The sequence below is a fragment of the Ruegeria sp. C12 genome (assembly GCF_056537745.1).
Genome location: NZ_JBQFSA010000001.1, coordinates 1,043,612 through 1,060,001 on the forward strand (window position 1 = coordinate 1,043,612; position 16,390 = coordinate 1,060,001).

General features: G+C 58.9%; 14 protein-coding genes. 7 read left to right on the forward strand and 7 right to left on the reverse strand.

All coding sequences use genetic code 11. The features are described from left to right. The first annotated feature begins 27 nt into the window (after nt 1-27). Entirely contained in the window at nt 28-615 is a 588-nt protein-coding gene (locus ACR0C9_RS04885) for a shikimate kinase (RefSeq protein WP_170451209.1), read from the forward strand. After that, nucleotides 616-1,728 (forward strand): 3-dehydroquinate synthase, encoded by a 1,113-nt coding sequence (gene aroB / locus ACR0C9_RS04890; RefSeq protein ID WP_480780507.1) that lies wholly within the window; start codon nt 616-618, stop codon nt 1,726-1,728. 106 nt (nt 1,729-1,834) lie between these two features. Here the strand turns inward: aroB and ACR0C9_RS04895 are convergent, their stop codons facing one another. Continuing rightward, the gene (locus tag ACR0C9_RS04895; protein ID WP_170630170.1) at nt 1,835-2,905 is read right to left on the reverse strand and encodes a site-2 protease family protein; all 1,071 of its coding nucleotides are present in this window, start codon (nt 2,903-2,905) and stop codon (nt 1,835-1,837) included. Nucleotides 2,906-2,923: 18 nt separating this feature from the next. Then, nucleotides 2,924-3,433, reverse strand: a complete 510-nt coding sequence (gene ssb / locus ACR0C9_RS04900; RefSeq protein ID WP_170734614.1) for a single-stranded DNA-binding protein — start codon at nt 3,431-3,433, stop codon at nt 2,924-2,926. A gap of 205 nt (nt 3,434-3,638) precedes the next feature. Here ssb and ACR0C9_RS04905 point away from each other — a divergent pair, with 205 nt between their 5' ends. From ACR0C9_RS04905 to ACR0C9_RS04915, 3 genes are all read left to right on the forward strand, one after another. Continuing rightward, nucleotides 3,639-4,217, forward strand: a complete 579-nt coding sequence (locus tag ACR0C9_RS04905) for a lytic transglycosylase domain-containing protein (protein ID WP_170621701.1) — start codon at nt 3,639-3,641, stop codon at nt 4,215-4,217. A gap of 97 nt (nt 4,218-4,314) precedes the next feature. Continuing rightward, on the forward strand, nt 4,315-5,277 hold the full coding sequence (locus tag ACR0C9_RS04910; protein WP_170621702.1) for a LuxR C-terminal-related transcriptional regulator: 963 nt from the start codon (nt 4,315-4,317) through the stop codon (nt 5,275-5,277). 126 nt (nt 5,278-5,403) lie between these two features. Beyond that, entirely contained in the window at nt 5,404-6,384 is a 981-nt protein-coding gene (locus ACR0C9_RS04915; RefSeq protein WP_170621703.1) for an MBL fold metallo-hydrolase, read from the forward strand. A 125-nt stretch (nt 6,385-6,509) separates the two neighbouring features. Here ACR0C9_RS04915 and ACR0C9_RS04920 read toward each other — a convergent pair whose 3' ends face one another. From ACR0C9_RS04920 to miaA, 5 genes are all read right to left on the reverse strand, one after another. Then, the gene (locus ACR0C9_RS04920) at nt 6,510-8,597 is read right to left on the reverse strand and encodes an ABC transporter ATP-binding protein (protein ID WP_170451195.1); all 2,088 of its coding nucleotides are present in this window, start codon (nt 8,595-8,597) and stop codon (nt 6,510-6,512) included. Between the two features lie 91 nt (nt 8,598-8,688). Next, on the reverse strand, nt 8,689-10,152 hold the full coding sequence (locus ACR0C9_RS04925; RefSeq protein WP_480780508.1) for an ABC transporter permease: 1,464 nt from the start codon (nt 10,150-10,152) through the stop codon (nt 8,689-8,691). Between the two features lie 13 nt (nt 10,153-10,165). After that, entirely contained in the window at nt 10,166-11,212 is a 1,047-nt protein-coding gene (locus tag ACR0C9_RS04930; protein WP_170451191.1) for an ABC transporter permease, read from the reverse strand. Nucleotides 11,213-11,333: 121 nt separating this feature from the next. Beyond that, nucleotides 11,334-13,004, reverse strand: coding sequence for an ABC transporter substrate-binding protein (locus tag ACR0C9_RS04935; RefSeq protein ID WP_480581451.1), 1,671 nt, complete (start codon nt 13,002-13,004; stop codon nt 11,334-11,336). 358 nt (nt 13,005-13,362) lie between these two features. Further along, nucleotides 13,363-14,256 (reverse strand): tRNA (adenosine(37)-N6)-dimethylallyltransferase MiaA, encoded by an 894-nt coding sequence (gene miaA, locus ACR0C9_RS04940; RefSeq protein WP_480780509.1) that lies wholly within the window; start codon nt 14,254-14,256, stop codon nt 13,363-13,365. A gap of 101 nt (nt 14,257-14,357) precedes the next feature. Between miaA and pyrH the strand changes: the two genes are divergently transcribed. Both pyrH and ACR0C9_RS04950 read left to right on the forward strand, forming a co-directional pair. Beyond that, nucleotides 14,358-15,095, forward strand: a complete 738-nt coding sequence (gene pyrH, locus ACR0C9_RS04945; protein ID WP_480582223.1) for a UMP kinase — start codon at nt 14,358-14,360, stop codon at nt 15,093-15,095. A gap of 39 nt (nt 15,096-15,134) precedes the next feature. Further along, nucleotides 15,135-16,361, forward strand: coding sequence for an aminotransferase class V-fold PLP-dependent enzyme (locus ACR0C9_RS04950; protein WP_480780510.1), 1,227 nt, complete (start codon nt 15,135-15,137; stop codon nt 16,359-16,361). Nucleotides 16,362-16,390: the final 29 nt, after the last annotated feature.

The following is a 16,390-nucleotide window of genomic DNA, read 5'->3' on the forward strand; positions in this document are numbered from 1 at the left end:
TTCCAAGATCACGTCATTCACGGTGAAATGAGCGAAATTAAGCATAACACGCATCCGGCGGATACGGGATCACGATATGATCTGCACAAAACCGTGGTTCTTGTCGGCATGATGGGGGCAGGGAAGACGGCTGTGGGCCGTGCCCTGGCCGCGCGGCTGGGTGTTCCGTTTCTCGACAGCGATGCCGAGATCGAATCGGCGGCCAACATGACCATCCCCGAGATCTTCGAACGGGATGGTGAGCCGTTTTTTCGCCAGAAGGAAACGCAGGTTATTGGCCGTCTGCTGGATGAGGAGCGCGGCATCCTGTCCACCGGCGGCGGCGCGTTCATGGCAGAGGGCAACCGCGTGATGATAAGCGAGCGGGGGGCCTCGGTCTGGTTGCGGGCCGATCTGAACGTGCTGTGGAACCGGGTGCGCCATAAGGATACCCGCCCGCTGCTGCGCACTTCCGACCCGTATGCGACGCTCAAGGCCCTGTACGAGGATCGCGTGCCGGTCTATGCCGAGGCTGATCTGATTGCCGAGTCGGATGGTGAGACCTCGATCGACAATATGGTGGACCGCGTGGTCGAGGCCCTGTTGGCCCGCCCGGATGTTTTGGAACGGAAGTAAATGCATCAAACCGTACATGTGGAGCTGGGCGAACGCTCGTATGATGTCGAGATTGGCCCCGATCTGCTGGCGCAATCCGGTGCGCGGATTGCCCCGTTGCTGCACCGTCCGAAGGTTGCGGTTCTGACCGATGAAAACGTAGCGGCACTGCATCTGGACGCGCTGCGTGACGGTCTGGCCGCTGCCGGGATCGAGATGTCGGCGCTGGCCCTTCCGGCAGGTGAGGCGACCAAAAGCTGGCCGCATTTCGAACGTGCGGTGGAATGGCTGTTGGCCGAAAAGGTCGAACGGCGCGATGTGGTCGTTGCCTTGGGCGGTGGCGTGATCGGCGATCTGGCTGGCTTTGCCGCTTCCGTGCTGCGGCGCGGGGTGCGGTTTGTGCAAATCCCGACCTCGCTGCTGGCGCAGGTCGACAGTTCGGTGGGCGGCAAAACCGGGATCAACGCACCGCAAGGCAAGAACCTGATTGGCGCGTTTCATCAGCCCTCGCTGGTGCTGGCCGATACCTCGGTACTGGGCACCATGGCGCAGCGGGATTTCTTGTCCGGTTACGGCGAAGTAGTCAAATACGGTCTGCTGGGCGACGCGGAGTTCTTTGAATGGCTAGAGGCCAACGGCCCCGACGTTTCATCCGGTGATATGGCCGCACGGGTGCGGGCTGTCACCCGGTCGGTTCAGATGAAGGCCGACATTGTCGCGCGGGATGAGACCGAGCAGGGCGATCGCGCCCTGCTGAACCTCGGCCATACCTTCTGTCACGCGCTGGAGGCCGCGACGGGCTATTCCGACCGCCTGCTGCACGGCGAGGGTGTCGCCATCGGCTGTGCGCTGGCGTTTGAGCTATCGTCCCGTCTGGGTCTGTGTTCGCAGGAGGACCCAAGCCGCGTGCGGGCGCATCTGAAGGCCATGGGCATGAAAACCGATCTGGCCGACATTCCCGGAGAGCTTCCGGGTGCCGACGCTTTGGTTGATCTGATGGCGCAGGATAAGAAGGTCATTGACGGTCAGTTGCGCTTTATTCTGGCGCGCGGGATCGGTCAGGCCTTTGTCACATCGGATGTGCCGCGTGATGCGGTGATGTCGGTGCTGCAGGACGCGTTGCCTACAGCCTGATACAAGAGCGTGCGATCTTTTACCTGAAGCACCATGCGACACGAATGGCCCAAGAGCGCCTTAGGCGTGGCAGGGTCTTCGTGTCTCGGGTTCAAGGTCGCACGCTCTAACGCCCCCGGATCACCATCAATTCGCCGATGTTTTCCCGCGTGATATAGCCGATCATACGACCCGTGCGGCTGGTGACAGCAATCGCCGGGGCACCCTTGTGCAGCCCTTTCAGAACCGCCTCAAGGCCGGTAGTCAGTCCAACCTGAGGGATATCGCCCTCCATGATCGAGGTCGCAGGGTCCGACCGGGGATGATCCCCCGCCAGCGCGGCAAACAAACGATCCCGCGTGACAAAGCCAAGCAAGGCCCCGTCGGTATCCAAGACGGGAAACTCGTGCTGCGTCGTGTGAATGACGGCTTGGGCGGCGGTGTTCAAACTGTCCTGCGGCGACAGCGCGTGAAACTCGGTAATCATCGCATCCCGCGCCAGCACACGGCGCGCGACGGATCGCAGGGCGACGTCCTGATTTTCGGCATTGGCTGCGATGAACACAAAAACGGCAATCAGAACAAGGATCGGATTGCCCGAGCTCAGGCCCCAGAACCCCAATCCAATGGCAACAATCTGCCCGCTGAATGCGGCAATGCGGGTGGCCTGAACCCGGTCCATCCTGAGGCACAACAGGGCGCGGACCACGCGCCCCCCATCCATGGGGAAAGCCGGGATCATGTTGAAGGCCGCCAGCAGCAGATTGACATAGGCCAACCGTTGCAAGATCCCGAAACTGGCCGAGTCCAGATCAGTGACTGAACCGGGCGATATGCCCGCGCCCAGCAGAACCAACACCAACCAAATGACGATATTCACCGCAGGCCCGGCCAGCGCCACCCAGACCTCTTGCATCGGTTTTTCGGGCATCCGTTCCAGACGGGCCAGACCGCCGATGGGCAACAGCGTTATATCGGGGGTTTTGATGCCAAAGCGCCGGGCCATCAGGGCATGACCGAACTCATGCGCCACAACGCAGGCAAACAGGGCCAGCACAAACAGCAGATTGTCGATGACCGCAGGCCAGCCACCGTTGGAGTAGGCGGCAAAGCCGACCCAGGCCAACAAAAGGAAGAAGGTGACATGGACCCTCAGTTCGGACCCGAGGAACCGGCCGAGGGCGAAGGACCATGTCATGTGTTTACTCCGTTTCGCTTAGAACGGAATCTCGTCGTCGTCGATTCCGCCGGATGCAGTGGCAGGGGCGCTGGATTGGCCACCATAGGGGTCGCCATAGCCGCCACCGGCCTGACCGCCGCCATAGCCGCCCGACTGTCCTCCGCCATAACCGCCACCGCCGCCGCCTTCACCGCCGCGGCTGTCCAGCAGTGTCAGTTCACCGCGATAGGGGCGCAGCACCACTTCGGTCGAATAGCGATCCTGCCCCGATTGATCCTGCCATTTGCGCGTTTCCAACTGGCCTTCGATATAGACCTTGCTGCCCTTGCGCAGATACTGCTCGGCAATGCGGGCCAGCGGTTCCGAGAAGATGGCAACCGAGTGCCATTCCGTCCGTTCCCGGCGTTCACCGGTGTTGCGGTCTTTCCAGTTCTCGGAGGTGGCGATGCGCAGGTTGCACACTTTGCCGCCGTTCTGAAATGACCGAACCTCGGGATCGCGGCCAAGATTGCCGACCAGAATGACCTTGTTGACTGAACCCGCCATGTATTTCCCCGTTCTGTATTGATCTGAGTGCGCCGAATCTGGCGCCGGATGTCTTTGCGACCCTATATCGCCTGCGTCTTGGTTAAAACATGATTGATCACGACAACGTTCGGCAAGAATTCTTGCGTCTGTCTTTACCAAGCTTTCATTTTTGACTGGAATACCTATACTCCGACTGATTTTTGAGCGAGCGGGATAGGCTTTCATGCGTTCTGTGTGTGTTGGGTTAACGGTTCTGGGCGTTGTGTTGCTGTCTGGATCTGTGCAGGCGGACACGTTGTCCACGAAAAGCCGGATGGACATTTTTCTGAAACAATCCAAAGTATTGGATGGCAGGGCGGCAACGCAGTATCGCGGCTCCGAGCGCCTGAAACCAAAGACCGAGCGGGTCAAGGTGAACAAGCGCTATACCGGCAGCTACCGGGGCGAATACCTGAGCCTCGCGCGCGATGCGGCCCGGTTGCACAGCATCCCCGAAGATCTGTTCCTGCGGCTGGTGCAGCAGGAAAGCGGCTGGAACCCGCATGCCAAATCTCACAAGGGGGCGTTGGGGCTGGCGCAGCTGATGCCTCAGACCGCCAAGTTGCTGGGCGTGAACCCGCATGATCCCAAGCAGAACCTTGAAGGCGGCGCGCGCTATCTGTCCTGGCAATACCGCAAGTTCAAATCCTGGCCTTTGGCGCTGGCGGCGTATAACGCTGGCCCGAAAGCGGTTGAAAAGCACGGCGGAATCCCACCCTACAAGGAAACCCAGAACTACGTGAAGGTAATCTGGGGCGGCTGATCGGGTGATGCTGCAAGGCGGCATGATCTGATCCTTGATCCGGCAATGACCGCTGACCTAACCTGTAGGCGATCTTTCAGGACCCGAACAGGTGCCGATGTTGCAAGACCGACCGGAAATCCCCGCTGAAACAAAGGCCAATTGGCAAAGGTTGGTGGACCTTGTTGCCAAGCTTGCCGATGTGCCTGCCAGCCTGATCATGAAAACGGATGCGCCGGATCATACGGTCCTGATCACCTCGGACCACCCTCAGAATCCGTATCCCGTGGGGATGAACTTTCAGTTGAATCCCAAGCTTTATTGTCAGGGCGTGTTGCAACAGGACAGCGAGTTGGTGGTCGAGGACGCCACCTGTGATCCCGTCTGGAGCGGTAATGACGACATGGAACACGGCATGTCCTTTTACATCGGATTGCCGCTGAAATGGCCGGACGGGGCGGTGTTCGGAACCATCTGCATTCTGGACCGGCACCGCAATCGTCGCGCGCTGTTGTTTCGCGAAGGGCTGGCACAATTCGCGCGTATGGTCGAATCCGATCTCGCTTTGATTCAAGAGGTTTATCTGCGTCGCGCGCTGGAAGAAAAGCTGAATCAAACATTGGCGCAACTGGAAAGCCGGGTGCAGGCTCGCACCCGTGAATTGCAAGAAACAAACACCGCCCTGCGCGTTCTGCTGACCAGCGTCGATGATGACCGCAAAGACCATGACCAGGATATTGTCGAGCGGGTGCGCCTGATGGTCTTGCCCTATCTGGACAAGCTGCGCGGACATCTGCCCGAGGGCGGCGCGGCCCATGCTTATCTGGATCTGGCCGAAAGCAACCTTAGGGATATGACCTCGATGCTGTCGGACAAACTGTCCGATGCGTTCTCGATCATGACACCGACCGAGATCGAAATTGCGCAGTTGGTGATGTCCGGGAAAACGACGAAAGACATTGCGCGGGCCTTGTCGCGTGAGACGTCGACCATCGATTTTCATCGCAACAACATTCGCCGGAAATTGGGCTTGGATGGGCGCGATCAGAATCTGCGCAGTCATCTGCTTTCTATTTCCTGAACATAGAATATGGGGAATGCCCCCATATTCCCCCCAGATTTTTCTGATCTGAGCCTGTTGTTCCCCTGTTGTTACCCTTCCGATCAGGTGCGCCGCACGCGCGCCTGACCAACAAGGAGGTACAAGATGGATCGCAAAGATCTGAAGCCCACAATCCTGAACGGACAGAAAGACAGATTGGCCAAGGGCCTGTCGCGCCGGTCTTTCTTTATGGCGGCAGGCGCGGCCGGAGTCGGCGCATCGCTGCTGAACGGCAAACCGGCCGAGGCGCAATCGCAAGCCTGGCTTCAGCCGGGCAACAATAACCACGTTATCGACCTGCAAGGCTCGACCGGTCAGGCCAGTACAGGCACGGTCGGGATCGACTATTACGGGCATTGCGCGATCAAGATCACCTCGCCCAACGGTGCGACCGTGCTGTTCGACCCGTGGCGCGATGATCCGTCGGGTGCTTGGGGCTTGTGGTTCCGCAACGAGTTCCCTCAGATCCCTGTGGACATAACCCTGTCGACCCACGCCCATTTTGACCATGACGCGATCGAGCGCCCAAGCTCGACCATGGTTTTGGACCGGATGGTCGGCCATTTCGAATTTGCCGATGTCAAAATCACCGGCTTTGCAGACAAACACGCCTGTGTGGCACCGGGTTGGTACGAATGGACCAATGCGCTGGCCGAGTTTGGCGTGGAAGCCTGTCCGCCCAACAACGTGGGCCACATGGATATGGTGGTCTATCTGGTCGAAACCGGCGGCATCCGCACGCTGATCTGGGGCGACAACCGCCATAACCCGCCGCAGGAATTCTGGGATGCAATCGGGCAGGTGGACGTGCTGACCCTTCCGGTCGATGGGTCAGAGCATATCCTCAGCTACCAGCAGGGCAACGACATCGTCTCAAAGCTGAAACCAAAGGTTGTCATTCCGACCCACTATCTGAACGAGGTCACGTCCTACACGCTGACCACGCTGCAATCGGCAGATGACTGGGTGAAGGCGCAGCCCAGCTACAAAATGCTCGACAGCGCGAGCCTGACGCTTGAGGCCGGAGAGATTGGCGGCATGACTCAGGAATTCATGCATTTCGGCAACAACGTAATGACCGGTTGATACAAGGACCGGCAGAACCACCACTCGCAAATCAAGTGCGCCGGTAATCTGACGGTTTCCCCGCCTCAGGGCGCAAAAGAAAGGGCCGGTCCTTGAACCGGCCCTTTTTTCCAGTTTTGCAGGGTTTATTCCGCTGCGATTTTGATCACCGGTTCCATACGGGCCAGAACCTCGTCGGCCAGATGGCACTTCACCTGATGCCCATCAGCCAGTGTCTTGACCGGTGGCACATCCGACTCGCATCGCCCGTCCGGAACTTCGGACTTCCAGCGGCAGCGGGTCTGGAACGGGCAACCCGGCGGCGGGTTCATGGCCGAGGGGATATCGCCCTCCAGAACGATATGCTCTTTCTCGATCGAAGTATCCGCAATCGGAACCGCGCTCAGCAAGGCCTCGGTATAGGGGTGATAGGGCGGCGAGAAGACCTGATCGGTTGTCCCCAACTCGACCACATGGCCCAGATACATTACCATCACCCGGTCGCTGAGGTATCGGACAATCGACAGATCGTGGCTGATGAACAGCAAGGTGGTCTTGTGTTCGCGCTGAATCTCCATCAGCAGATCGGTCACTGCGGCCTGTACTGACACGTCCAGCGCAGATACGGGTTCATCCGCAACCACGATCCGTGCATCGCCTGCAAAGGCGCGTGCGATACCGACGCGTTGCTTTTGGCCGCCCGACAATTGCCGTGGCATTCGGTCGGCGAAGGCACGCGGCAGTTTCACCAGATCCAGCAGTTCCAGCATCCGTTGCTTTCGCTCGGCCTCGGAATTGCCGACACCGAAGATTTCCAGCGCCCGGATGATCTGTCGCCCAACCGTCATCGACGGGTTCAGCGTGTCAAACGGGTTCTGGAACACCATCTGAACCTCGCCCACGGTCTTGGCATCGCGCTCCTCAATAGGCACCGCTTCGATATTGCGGTTGTCCAGAAGGATCTGACCGTCCGTTGCCGTCTCAAGCCCCATCAACACCTTGGCAAAGGTGGACTTGCCGCATCCGGATTCACCCACAATGGCGAGGGTCTCGGATTCATGCGCCTCAAAGCTCAGCGTCTCATTGGCTTTCACAACTTTGGTTTCACCGCCCCCGAACAGGGCGTTGGCCGCCACCTCATAGTATTTCTTGAGGTTGTCCATTTTCAGGACCGTGCGCCCGATCTCGGCCTTTTCTTTCTGTTCGCCGACGGTAATGGGCGCATTCCAGTCAATTTCCTTGAACTTCAGACAGCGCGTGTGGTGGCGATCATTGCCCGGCACAGCCTCCATCAGAATATTCTGCGCGTCACAGCGACCCTCTTCGAAATAGTCGCAGCGCGGGCCAAAGTTACAGCCCGGCGGGCGTTCATGTGGCAGGGGGAAGTTCCCCGGAATGGCCACAAGCGGGCGTGCGTTCTTGTCCGCGCCGGGCAGGGGGATCGAGCGGAACAGCGCCTGCGTATAGGGGTGCTGCATCTCGTCGAACACATCCTTGATCGAGCCACGCTCGACCGCCTCGCCCGAATACATCACGCACAACCGGTCGCAGGTTTCCAGAACCAGCCCCAGGTTGTGCGAAATGAACAGCATCGAGGTGCCGTATTTCTTGCCCAGATCTTTGACCAGTTCCACCACGGCGGCCTCGACCGTCACGTCCAGCGCGGTGGTCGGCTCGTCCAGGATCAGCAGCGCAGGCTTCGACATCAGCGCCATCGCGATCACGATCCGCTGTTGCTGACCGCCCGACAACTGATGCGGGAAGGAATTCAGCATCCGCTCGGGGTCGGGCAGGCGTACGTCGGTGACAACCTCCAGCGCGCGGGCATAGGCCTCTTCGGCACCGACGCCCTCGTGGATCATCGGCACTTCCATCAGTTGCTTGCCGATCTTCATCGCGGGGTTCAGCGATGCCATCGGCTCCTGATAAATCATCGCGATTTCATTGCCGCGAATGTCGCGCAATTCATCCGAGGTCATCTCGGACAGGTCGCGCCCTTTGAACTTGATCGTGCCGCCGACAATCCGGCCGTTCTTGCCAAGATCTTGCATTACGCCAAGGGCCACGGTGGACTTACCGCACCCGGATTCACCAACCAGCCCCACAGCCTCACCGGGCTGTACGCTGACCGAGAAATCCATCACGGCAGGAATTTCACGCAGACGGGTAAAGAACGAAATCGAAAGCTTGTCGATCTCCAGAATTGGACCGTCATAATCCGCCAGTTTATTCATCTTGTATCTCCTCGCGAGAGTCCGGGGATCCCCTTCATCTGGCTAAAAATATCCCGGAGGTCTGGGGGCAGCGCCCCCAGAACAGATCACATCAGTCCTTCAGACTTTCTTCGCGCAAACCATCTGCCAGCAGGTTCAACCCAAGAACCAGCGACAACAACGCCAGCGCGGGCGGCAGGGCCGGGTGCAGATAGATCGACAGAAGCTTACGCCCCTCGTTGATCGTCGACCCCCAATCCGGGCTTTCCGGCGGCAGGCCCAGCCCGAAGAAACCCAAGGTCCCCAGCAGGATGGTGGTGTAGCCAATGCGCAGACAGAAATCGACGATCAGCGGGCCGCGCGCGTTGGGCAGGATTTCCCACAGCATGATGTACCACGGGCCTTCACCACGGGTCTGCGCCGCCGCCACATAATCGCGTGTCTTGATGTCCAGCGCCAGCCCGCGCACGATGCGGAACACCGTGGGTGAGTTTACGAAGACCACCGAGACGAACACCACCAGAATACCGCCTGGAATATTGAACAGGTCCAGATAGGTCGGCAGACCCCAGATGCGATAGGCATCGGTATCGATGATGTAGCCGCCGGATGAGATCAGCGACAGATACAACCAGATCGTCACCCCCAACACCCCGATCAGCAACGGTGTGCGGAAATTGGGGCGCGTGTAGTAGCGCGAGTTCAGCAATACGCCCAGGAACAGGATCGGGAACACGAACAGCACGGCAGCCATGTAGTTCGGAACCCCGGTCGCCACGATCTCGGGTGTGACCAGCAGGTAGAACAGCAGGATCACGGGGAAGGCCAGGATCAGGTTGGCCAGGAACGAGATGAACGTGTCCAGACGACCGCCGTAATATCCTGCGGGCAGACCCAGCGTAATGCCGACCATAAAGGCAAACATCGTCGCCAGTGGCGCGATCTGAACCACGATCCACGCGCCCTTGACCATACGGCTAAAGACATCGCGGGCCAGGTTGTCGCCGCCCAGCAGATACCAGGAATACGCGCCTTCTTCCGATCCCGGCAGGGGGGTTCCCGGCACCTTGTTCTTCATGCCCGAGACCTGCGCCAGCGGGTCATGGGTGACGATCAGATCAAGCGCTCCGAAGATCCCGGTGAACACCCAGAACATGACCAGCCCAAAGCCGATCATGCCGATGGGGCTGTCGAATAGCTTGCCATAAAGTCCCAGCTTGCGTTTGAACGCGATCGACATTGCATAAAGCAGGATCAGTGACAGCCAAACCGGCAGGAACTGTTGCGATATCGCGCCGATGATGCCGGCACCGGTGCCCATCACGATCCCGAGGACGATATAGGCGACGGCAATCCCGACACTTGCAAGAAAGCTGTAGCGCAGCGCGCCCTGGATCATGTTGCGCAGTCCCGAGCTTGAGGTCAGCGTGCCATCCGGGTTCACGGTCATCTGGTCTTCGGGCAGCACGATGCTGGCCAGCATCCAGACAATGATCGACAGGAACATCAGCCCCAGTGCAAGCGCCAGAAGCGGGTTGAGGAAGGCGATAGAGCCGGTCCAGGTAAGTGGTTCCATGATCTATCCCTCCTTATGCGATGCGGATGCGCGGGTTGAGGTAGACATAGCCGATATCCGAGATCAGCTGCGTCACCAGCACCACAAAGACCGACACGACCGAGATCGCCAGCAACAGCTGAATGTCGTTGTTGCCCGCCGCCTGTACCAGCGCCCAGCCAAAACCCTTGTAGTTGAACAGGGTCTCGACGATCACAACGCCGTTCAGCAGCCATGGGAACTGCAACATGATGACGGTAAAGGGCGCGATCAGCGCGTTGCGCAGCGCGTGTTTCATGACGATGTTCGGGAATGAGACACCTTTCAGGCGCGCGGTCCGGATGTATTGCGCCGTCATCACCTCGGTCATCGAGGCGCGGGTCATTCGGGCGATATAGCCCATCCCGTATAGCGCAATGGTCAGAACCGGCAGGAAGAAGTTCTCAAACGTCGGGTTCTCCATCGCCTGAGTTGCCGTCCCCTTGAACCATTTCAATCCAACAGCAGAGGAGGTGAAGATCGCGATGAAGATAACGCCCGAGACGTATTCCGGCGTTGCCGTCGTCGTAATGGCAAAGGTGGACAACGTGCGGTCCGTGGCCGAGCCTTCTTTCATACCAGCCAGAATGCCAAGGATCAGCGCCGAGGGGACCATCAGCAGCATGACCCAGAACATCAGCCGTCCAGTCAGCGCCAGACGGGTTCCAACAACCGCCGAGACCTCGTCTTTGAAGACCGTCGAATAGCCCCAGTATCCCTGCAGGATGCCGCAGAAATTGGGCGCTTCTTCCGCGGGTTGACCGGGCAGAATGCAGCGGCCTTGAACGGTGCCGTCCTCATTGGTGTGCCGGTACGAGGGTAACACGCCCAGCCATTCGCCGTATTTGATCGGCGTTGCTTGGAGATAGCCGTTCTTTTCCAGGAAACTCTCGACCTGTTCATCCGACATGCGGAAGTTGCCTTGCGTCTTCGCAAGCTTTTCAAGGTTCGGGTAGAGGTTTGTCAGAAAGAAAACCAGGAACGTCAGGCATAATGCTGTCAATAGCATGATGCCGACGCGCCTTAGAATGAATAGTCCCATGTTAGCCCCTGTTGGTAGGCTGGCGTGAATGTCGTCTGGCTTCACGCTTAGCTGTTTTTATGGTCGCCGCATTCAGGACGAAAAGGCCGCGCCAGCGCGGCGCGGCCTTGGGTTTTTCGGCTTAGGACAGAATGCCGAATTTGTAGATCTGCGGCAGGTCCGCGATGTGCTTTTCAACACCCACCATGTTTTCACGATGGTGACGCATCGCCGTGCGCCAGTAGGGTTGGATCACAACGCCTTCTTCGATCATAATCGCCTGCAGCTTGCCCATCACTTCGCGACGGCGGTCTACATCGGCAATCGAGTTGGCCTCGGCAAGCAGCGCGTCAAACTCCTCGTTCGCGAAACCGGATTCGTTCCATGCCACGCCTGACTTATAGGCCAGCGCCAGGATTTGAGTTCCCAGCGGACGATGGTTCCAGTTGGTCGACGAATAGGCGTATTTGGTCCAGTCGTTCCAGAAGGTCGAGCCAGGCAACACGGTGTGCTTCGCCTTGATCCCGGCGTCATTCAGCTGAGCAACAACAGCTGCGGTTGTGTTCCGGCGCCAGTCATCGTCGATGGACTGAACTTCATGCTCGAAGTCGCCCATGCCGGCCTCGTCCATAAGGGCTTTGGCCTTTGCAGGATCATAGGGAATACGAGTGACCGCTGAATCATGTTCCGGGTGCATCGGACCGACATGGCAGTTGTCCGCAGCGATGCCGTAGCCGGACATACCAAGCTCCAGACACACTTCGTTGTCCACGGCCATCGCCAGCGCCTGACGCACGCGTTTGTCGCCGTAGATCTTGTTGCCATCGGCGTCTTCGGCCAGTTGGTTCGGACGAATGACGATGGTAAAGCCCGACGGGATTTCCGAGCGGGTCAGGCCGATGCCGTCAAAGATGTCGACAAATTCACCGACCGATTCCCAGTTCATGTCGATTTCTTCGGCTTCGTATGCAGCCAGGAAGGCGGCAGGGTCGGTGCCGTAGTCGATGAACTCGATCCGGTCGATATAGCCGCCTTTTCCGGCTTCATAACCCCACCAGTCGAAGCCTTCGTTGCGCACCAGAACGCCTTTGACGCCGACTTCGTGGCTTTCGGGCAGCATAAAGCCGGTTCCGATCGGGTTGCCCAACATGTTGTCGGGGTCGTGGCTGCTGTGAACAATGGCCGCCGGATAGTCAGCCATGCCCGGAATGATGGTGATGTCCGGCGCGTTGCACTTCAGCTTTACGGTGTGCGTGTCAACCACGGTGATCGCACCGTCGGCTGCTTTCTGGGTGCTTTCGTCAACCAGGGACGCCATCCGCGACGCCATCGAGTTGCCTTCGACCGCCGAGTCGCACCAGCCGGTGATATTGCGGGCAACATCTTCGGCTGTGAAATCGTCGCCGTTGTTCCATTTCACACCCTTGCGAACGTTCAGAGTGTATTCGGTGGCGTCGTCATTGGCCTCCCAGCTTTCCAGCAGCATGGGCTTGAACGAGCCGTCATTGTTATATTCGACCAGATATTCCAGCCAGCCTGCGGTGAAGGTGGCAATCTGTGTCCAGTCGAAGGTGCGCGGATCTTTCAGCGCGCGCACTTCCATCTGATAGCGGATGGTGCCGCCACGCGGCGGTTCCTGTGCGGCTGCCGGTGCTTGCAAGCCGATCAGGCCATAAGCCGTGGGCACTGCAACGCCCAGCGCCGTGGCGCGGGCAATGAACTCGCGCCGGCTGAGTTTACCGTCGCGGCATTCCTGGGCGTGCATCTCTGCTGCCCAATGAACCGATGCTCCGGTTGGTGTTCGATCTGACATTTACTCTATCTCCCTGAGTAACAGTTTTTTTGATTTGATGAACCAGCTTACCCGGCGCTTTTCGCGCCGACGGGTAAATCTACGGGATTTGTTTTTTGGATTCTCTGCATCCCCATGGGCGTATTCGGCACCAGAATTTGGAACGCGTCAATGTTCGAAATCGTCATTCGAGGCACAAAAACGACATTGGCCGGTCTTGTGTTCGGGATGTTTTCGGTAACAGGTTGCACCGGTCTGTCACGAAATTCGCAGTATTTCCGCCTGTTTTTGGGGAATTGCGCATCGATTCCTTGCGTAACATGGACAAGGATTAAGTTTTCTTCAGGGAAGGGGCCCGCGTCGTAATCTTACCATGTTGTTACTTGGAGAAATCCACATTTGCCCAGCGTTTCATGCGCGCGCGAAACCACGTGCGCTGACGTTTTGCGAATTGGCGCGTCGAAATCGTGGCTCGTTCACGTGCCTCGTCCAGTGTCATTTCACCGTCCAGATAAGACATCAGCTCGGGCACGCCGATGGCCTTGAAGGCGGGCAGTGACGGATCGTAGCGGTCGCTCATGGCTGCAACCTCGTCCAAGGCACCTGTCCTCACCATCTGATCAAATCGGCGTGAGATCCGATCCTGCAACCACGCTTTGTCCACATCAAAGACGATCGGAACGCAGTCCTCCAGCTTCAATGCAGGCGGTGGCGTATCCGATTGCCAGGATTGAAGGCTGCGACCCGTCGCGGTCTGAACCTCCCACGCGCGCTGAACGCGGGCGCGATTGTTTATGTCCAATCGGCTCAGCGTTTGACTGTCCACGCCATCGATCAGATCCGGCAGGGACATCTGATCCGCGATCTGCCGAACTTCGGTGGGGGTGGCGGGGATCTCGGCCATCCCTTCGGTCAGGGCGGTGAAATACAACCCGGTGCCGCCGACGATGATCGTGCGTTCCCCAGCGGTCAGCAGAGGCACAGCCTCACGCAGCCAGTGGCCGGTTGAATAGCTATGATCATAGGCGACATGGCCATACAGCTTGTGCGGTGCACGCGCCTCGTCCTGCGGCGACGGTCTGGCCGAGATCACCTGCCAGCAGTCGTAAACCTGACTGGCATCGGCGTTAACGATGACCCCACCAAAGGTTTCGGCGATCTGCAAAGCCAGGTCCGATTTGCCGGATGCGGTCGGGCCTGCGATCAGCACGGGCTTGCCATCCTCGATAGGCGGCAACCGGTCCCAAATTCGTGTTGCGGGTCGGTCCGCCATCAGGGTCGCTTTCTTCCTAAGCATCCGCATTGAACCTGCGGAACTTTTGCTTCATTTTGCGCCGCAAATAAACCCGTGCCAGCCCGGAGCGCAATATGAGCCTGACCCCATCACCCGAAACAACGAAACCCAAGTATAACCGCGTCATGCTGAAAATCTCTGGCGAGGCGCTGATGGGGGATCAGGGATTCGGTCTGCACCCGCCAACCGTGCAGCGGATAGCGCAAGAGGTGAAATCGGTTCACGATCTGGGGGTCGAGATTTGCATGGTGATCGGCGGGGGCAACATCTTTCGCGGCCTCAGCGGATCGGCACAGGGGATGGAGCGGACCACCGCTGACTATATGGGAATGCTGGCCACCGTGATGAACGCGCTGGGGATGCAGTCGGCACTGGAAGAGATTGGGGTGTTCACCCGCGTGATCTCGGCCATTCGCATGGATGAAGTGTGCGAGCCCTATATCCGCCGCCGTGCGGTGCGACATCTGGAGAAAAAGCGGGTCTGCATCTTTGCCGCCGGTACCGGCAACCCGTATTTCACAACCGATACCGCCGCGACCCTGCGCGCCAACGAAATGGCCTGTCAGGCGATCTTCATGGGCAAGAACGGCGTTGATGGCGTGTATGACAAGGACCCGAAAGAGCACGCCGATGCGGTACGCTACGACACCGTCTCTTATGATGATGTGCTGGCCAAGCGGCTGCGGGTCATGGACGCCTCGGCCATTGCGCTGGCGCGGGACAACAACCTGCCGCTGATTGTGTTCGGCCTTGATGAGCCCGGAGGCTTCCGCGGCATTCTGGCGGGTGAGGGAACCTATACCAAGGTTCAGGGCTGACGCGGCGCTTTTGAAAGCGATTAGGGAAGGGGACCGGCCATGACGTCTTTGGATATCGATTTCGTTCGGGCTCAGTTCCCGGCCTTTTCCGAGCCCAGCCTGAAAGGGCAGGCTTTTTTCGAAAATGCGGGCGGGTCTTATGCGTGCAAGCCGGTGATTGACCGGCTGACGCGGTTCTACGCCCAGCGCAAGGTGCAGCCTTATGCGCCGTTTGAGGCAAGCCAGCTTGCAGGGGCTGAAATGGACGAAGCCCGCGCGCGGCTGGCGGCCATTTTGGGCGTCGACACCGATGAGCTGAGCTTTGGACCCTCGACCACCCAAAACACTTATGTTCTGGCGCAAGCGGTACGGCAATGGATAAAGCCGGGTGAGGCGATTGTCGTAACCAACCAGGATCACGAGGCAAATTCCGGTCCGTGGCGACGCCTAGCAGATGCGGGGATCGAAATCCGGGAATGGCAGATCGACCCCCAGACCGGAGCGCTAAACCCGCAAGACCTTGAGAATCTGCTGGACGAGAAAACCCGCCTTGTCTGCTTTCCGCATTGCTCGAACGTGGTGGGTGAGATCAATCCGGTGACGGAAATTACAGCCATTGCTCATGCCGCCGGGGCGTTTGTCTGCGTTGACGGCGTGTCTTATGCGCCGCACGGGTTGCCGAATGTCGGGGATCTGGGGCCGGATATCTATTTGTTCTCGGCCTACAAGACCTACGGCCCGCATCAGGGCTGCATGGTCATTCGGCGAACGCTTGGGGAACTGCTGCCGAACCAGGCGCATTACTTCAACGGGGACGTTCTGTATAAGCGCTTTACCCCCGCTGGTCCCGACCACGCGCAGATCGCGGCAAGTGCGGGGATGGCGGATTACATCGAACTGCTGTGTCAGCACCACGGCGGACCGGACACAGGCGCGGCCGCGCAGGGGGCCTTTGTCCATGATCTGATGCGCGCCCATGAAGAGGCGTTGCTGCAACCCGTTCTGGATGCGGTCAAATCGCGCAATGCCGTGCGCCTGATCGGACCTTCTGATGCGGCGCGTCGTGCACCGACGGTCGCTATGGCCTTGGGAAAACCGGCCGAACCTGTGGCAGCCGAGTTGGCCAAATATGGCATCATGGCGGGTGGCAGTGATTTCTACGCGGTGCGCCCGTTACAAGCCATGGGCGTTGATCCGGCGCAGGGCGTATTGCGGGTCAGCTTCACGCACTACACCTCGCAACAGGAAATTGATCAATTGTTGGAGGCGCTTGACCGCGTTTTGTGATCCACTCAAAGCCCTGTTTCGTAATACGA

Bases quoted from the DNA above. Each gene is read 5' to 3' on its own strand.
- ACR0C9_RS04885 (WP_170451209.1), top strand. From the start codon at position 28: ATGAGCGAAATTAAGCATAACACGCATCCGGCGGATACGGGATCACGA.
- aroB (WP_480780507.1), top strand. From the start codon at position 616: ATGCATCAAACCGTACATGTGGAGCTGGGCGAACGCTCGTATGATGTC.
- ACR0C9_RS04895 (WP_170630170.1), bottom strand. From the start codon at position 2,905: ATGACATGGTCCTTCGCCCTCGGCCGGTTCCTCGGGTCCGAACTGAGG.
- ssb (WP_170734614.1), bottom strand. From the start codon at position 3,433: ATGGCGGGTTCAGTCAACAAGGTCATTCTGGTCGGCAATCTTGGCCGC.
- ACR0C9_RS04905 (WP_170621701.1), top strand. From the start codon at position 3,639: ATGCGTTCTGTGTGTGTTGGGTTAACGGTTCTGGGCGTTGTGTTGCTG.
- ACR0C9_RS04910 (WP_170621702.1), top strand. From the start codon at position 4,315: ATGTTGCAAGACCGACCGGAAATCCCCGCTGAAACAAAGGCCAATTGG.
- ACR0C9_RS04915 (WP_170621703.1), top strand. From the start codon at position 5,404: ATGGATCGCAAAGATCTGAAGCCCACAATCCTGAACGGACAGAAAGAC.
- ACR0C9_RS04920 (WP_170451195.1), bottom strand. From the start codon at position 8,597: ATGAATAAACTGGCGGATTATGACGGTCCAATTCTGGAGATCGACAAG.
- ACR0C9_RS04925 (WP_480780508.1), bottom strand. From the start codon at position 10,152: ATGGAACCACTTACCTGGACCGGCTCTATCGCCTTCCTCAACCCGCTT.
- ACR0C9_RS04930 (WP_170451191.1), bottom strand. From the start codon at position 11,212: ATGGGACTATTCATTCTAAGGCGCGTCGGCATCATGCTATTGACAGCA.
- ACR0C9_RS04935 (WP_480581451.1), bottom strand. From the start codon at position 13,004: ATGTCAGATCGAACACCAACCGGAGCATCGGTTCATTGGGCAGCAGAG.
- miaA (WP_480780509.1), bottom strand. From the start codon at position 14,256: ATGGCGGACCGACCCGCAACACGAATTTGGGACCGGTTGCCGCCTATC.
- ACR0C9_RS04950 (WP_480780510.1), top strand. From the start codon at position 15,135: ATGACGTCTTTGGATATCGATTTCGTTCGGGCTCAGTTCCCGGCCTTT.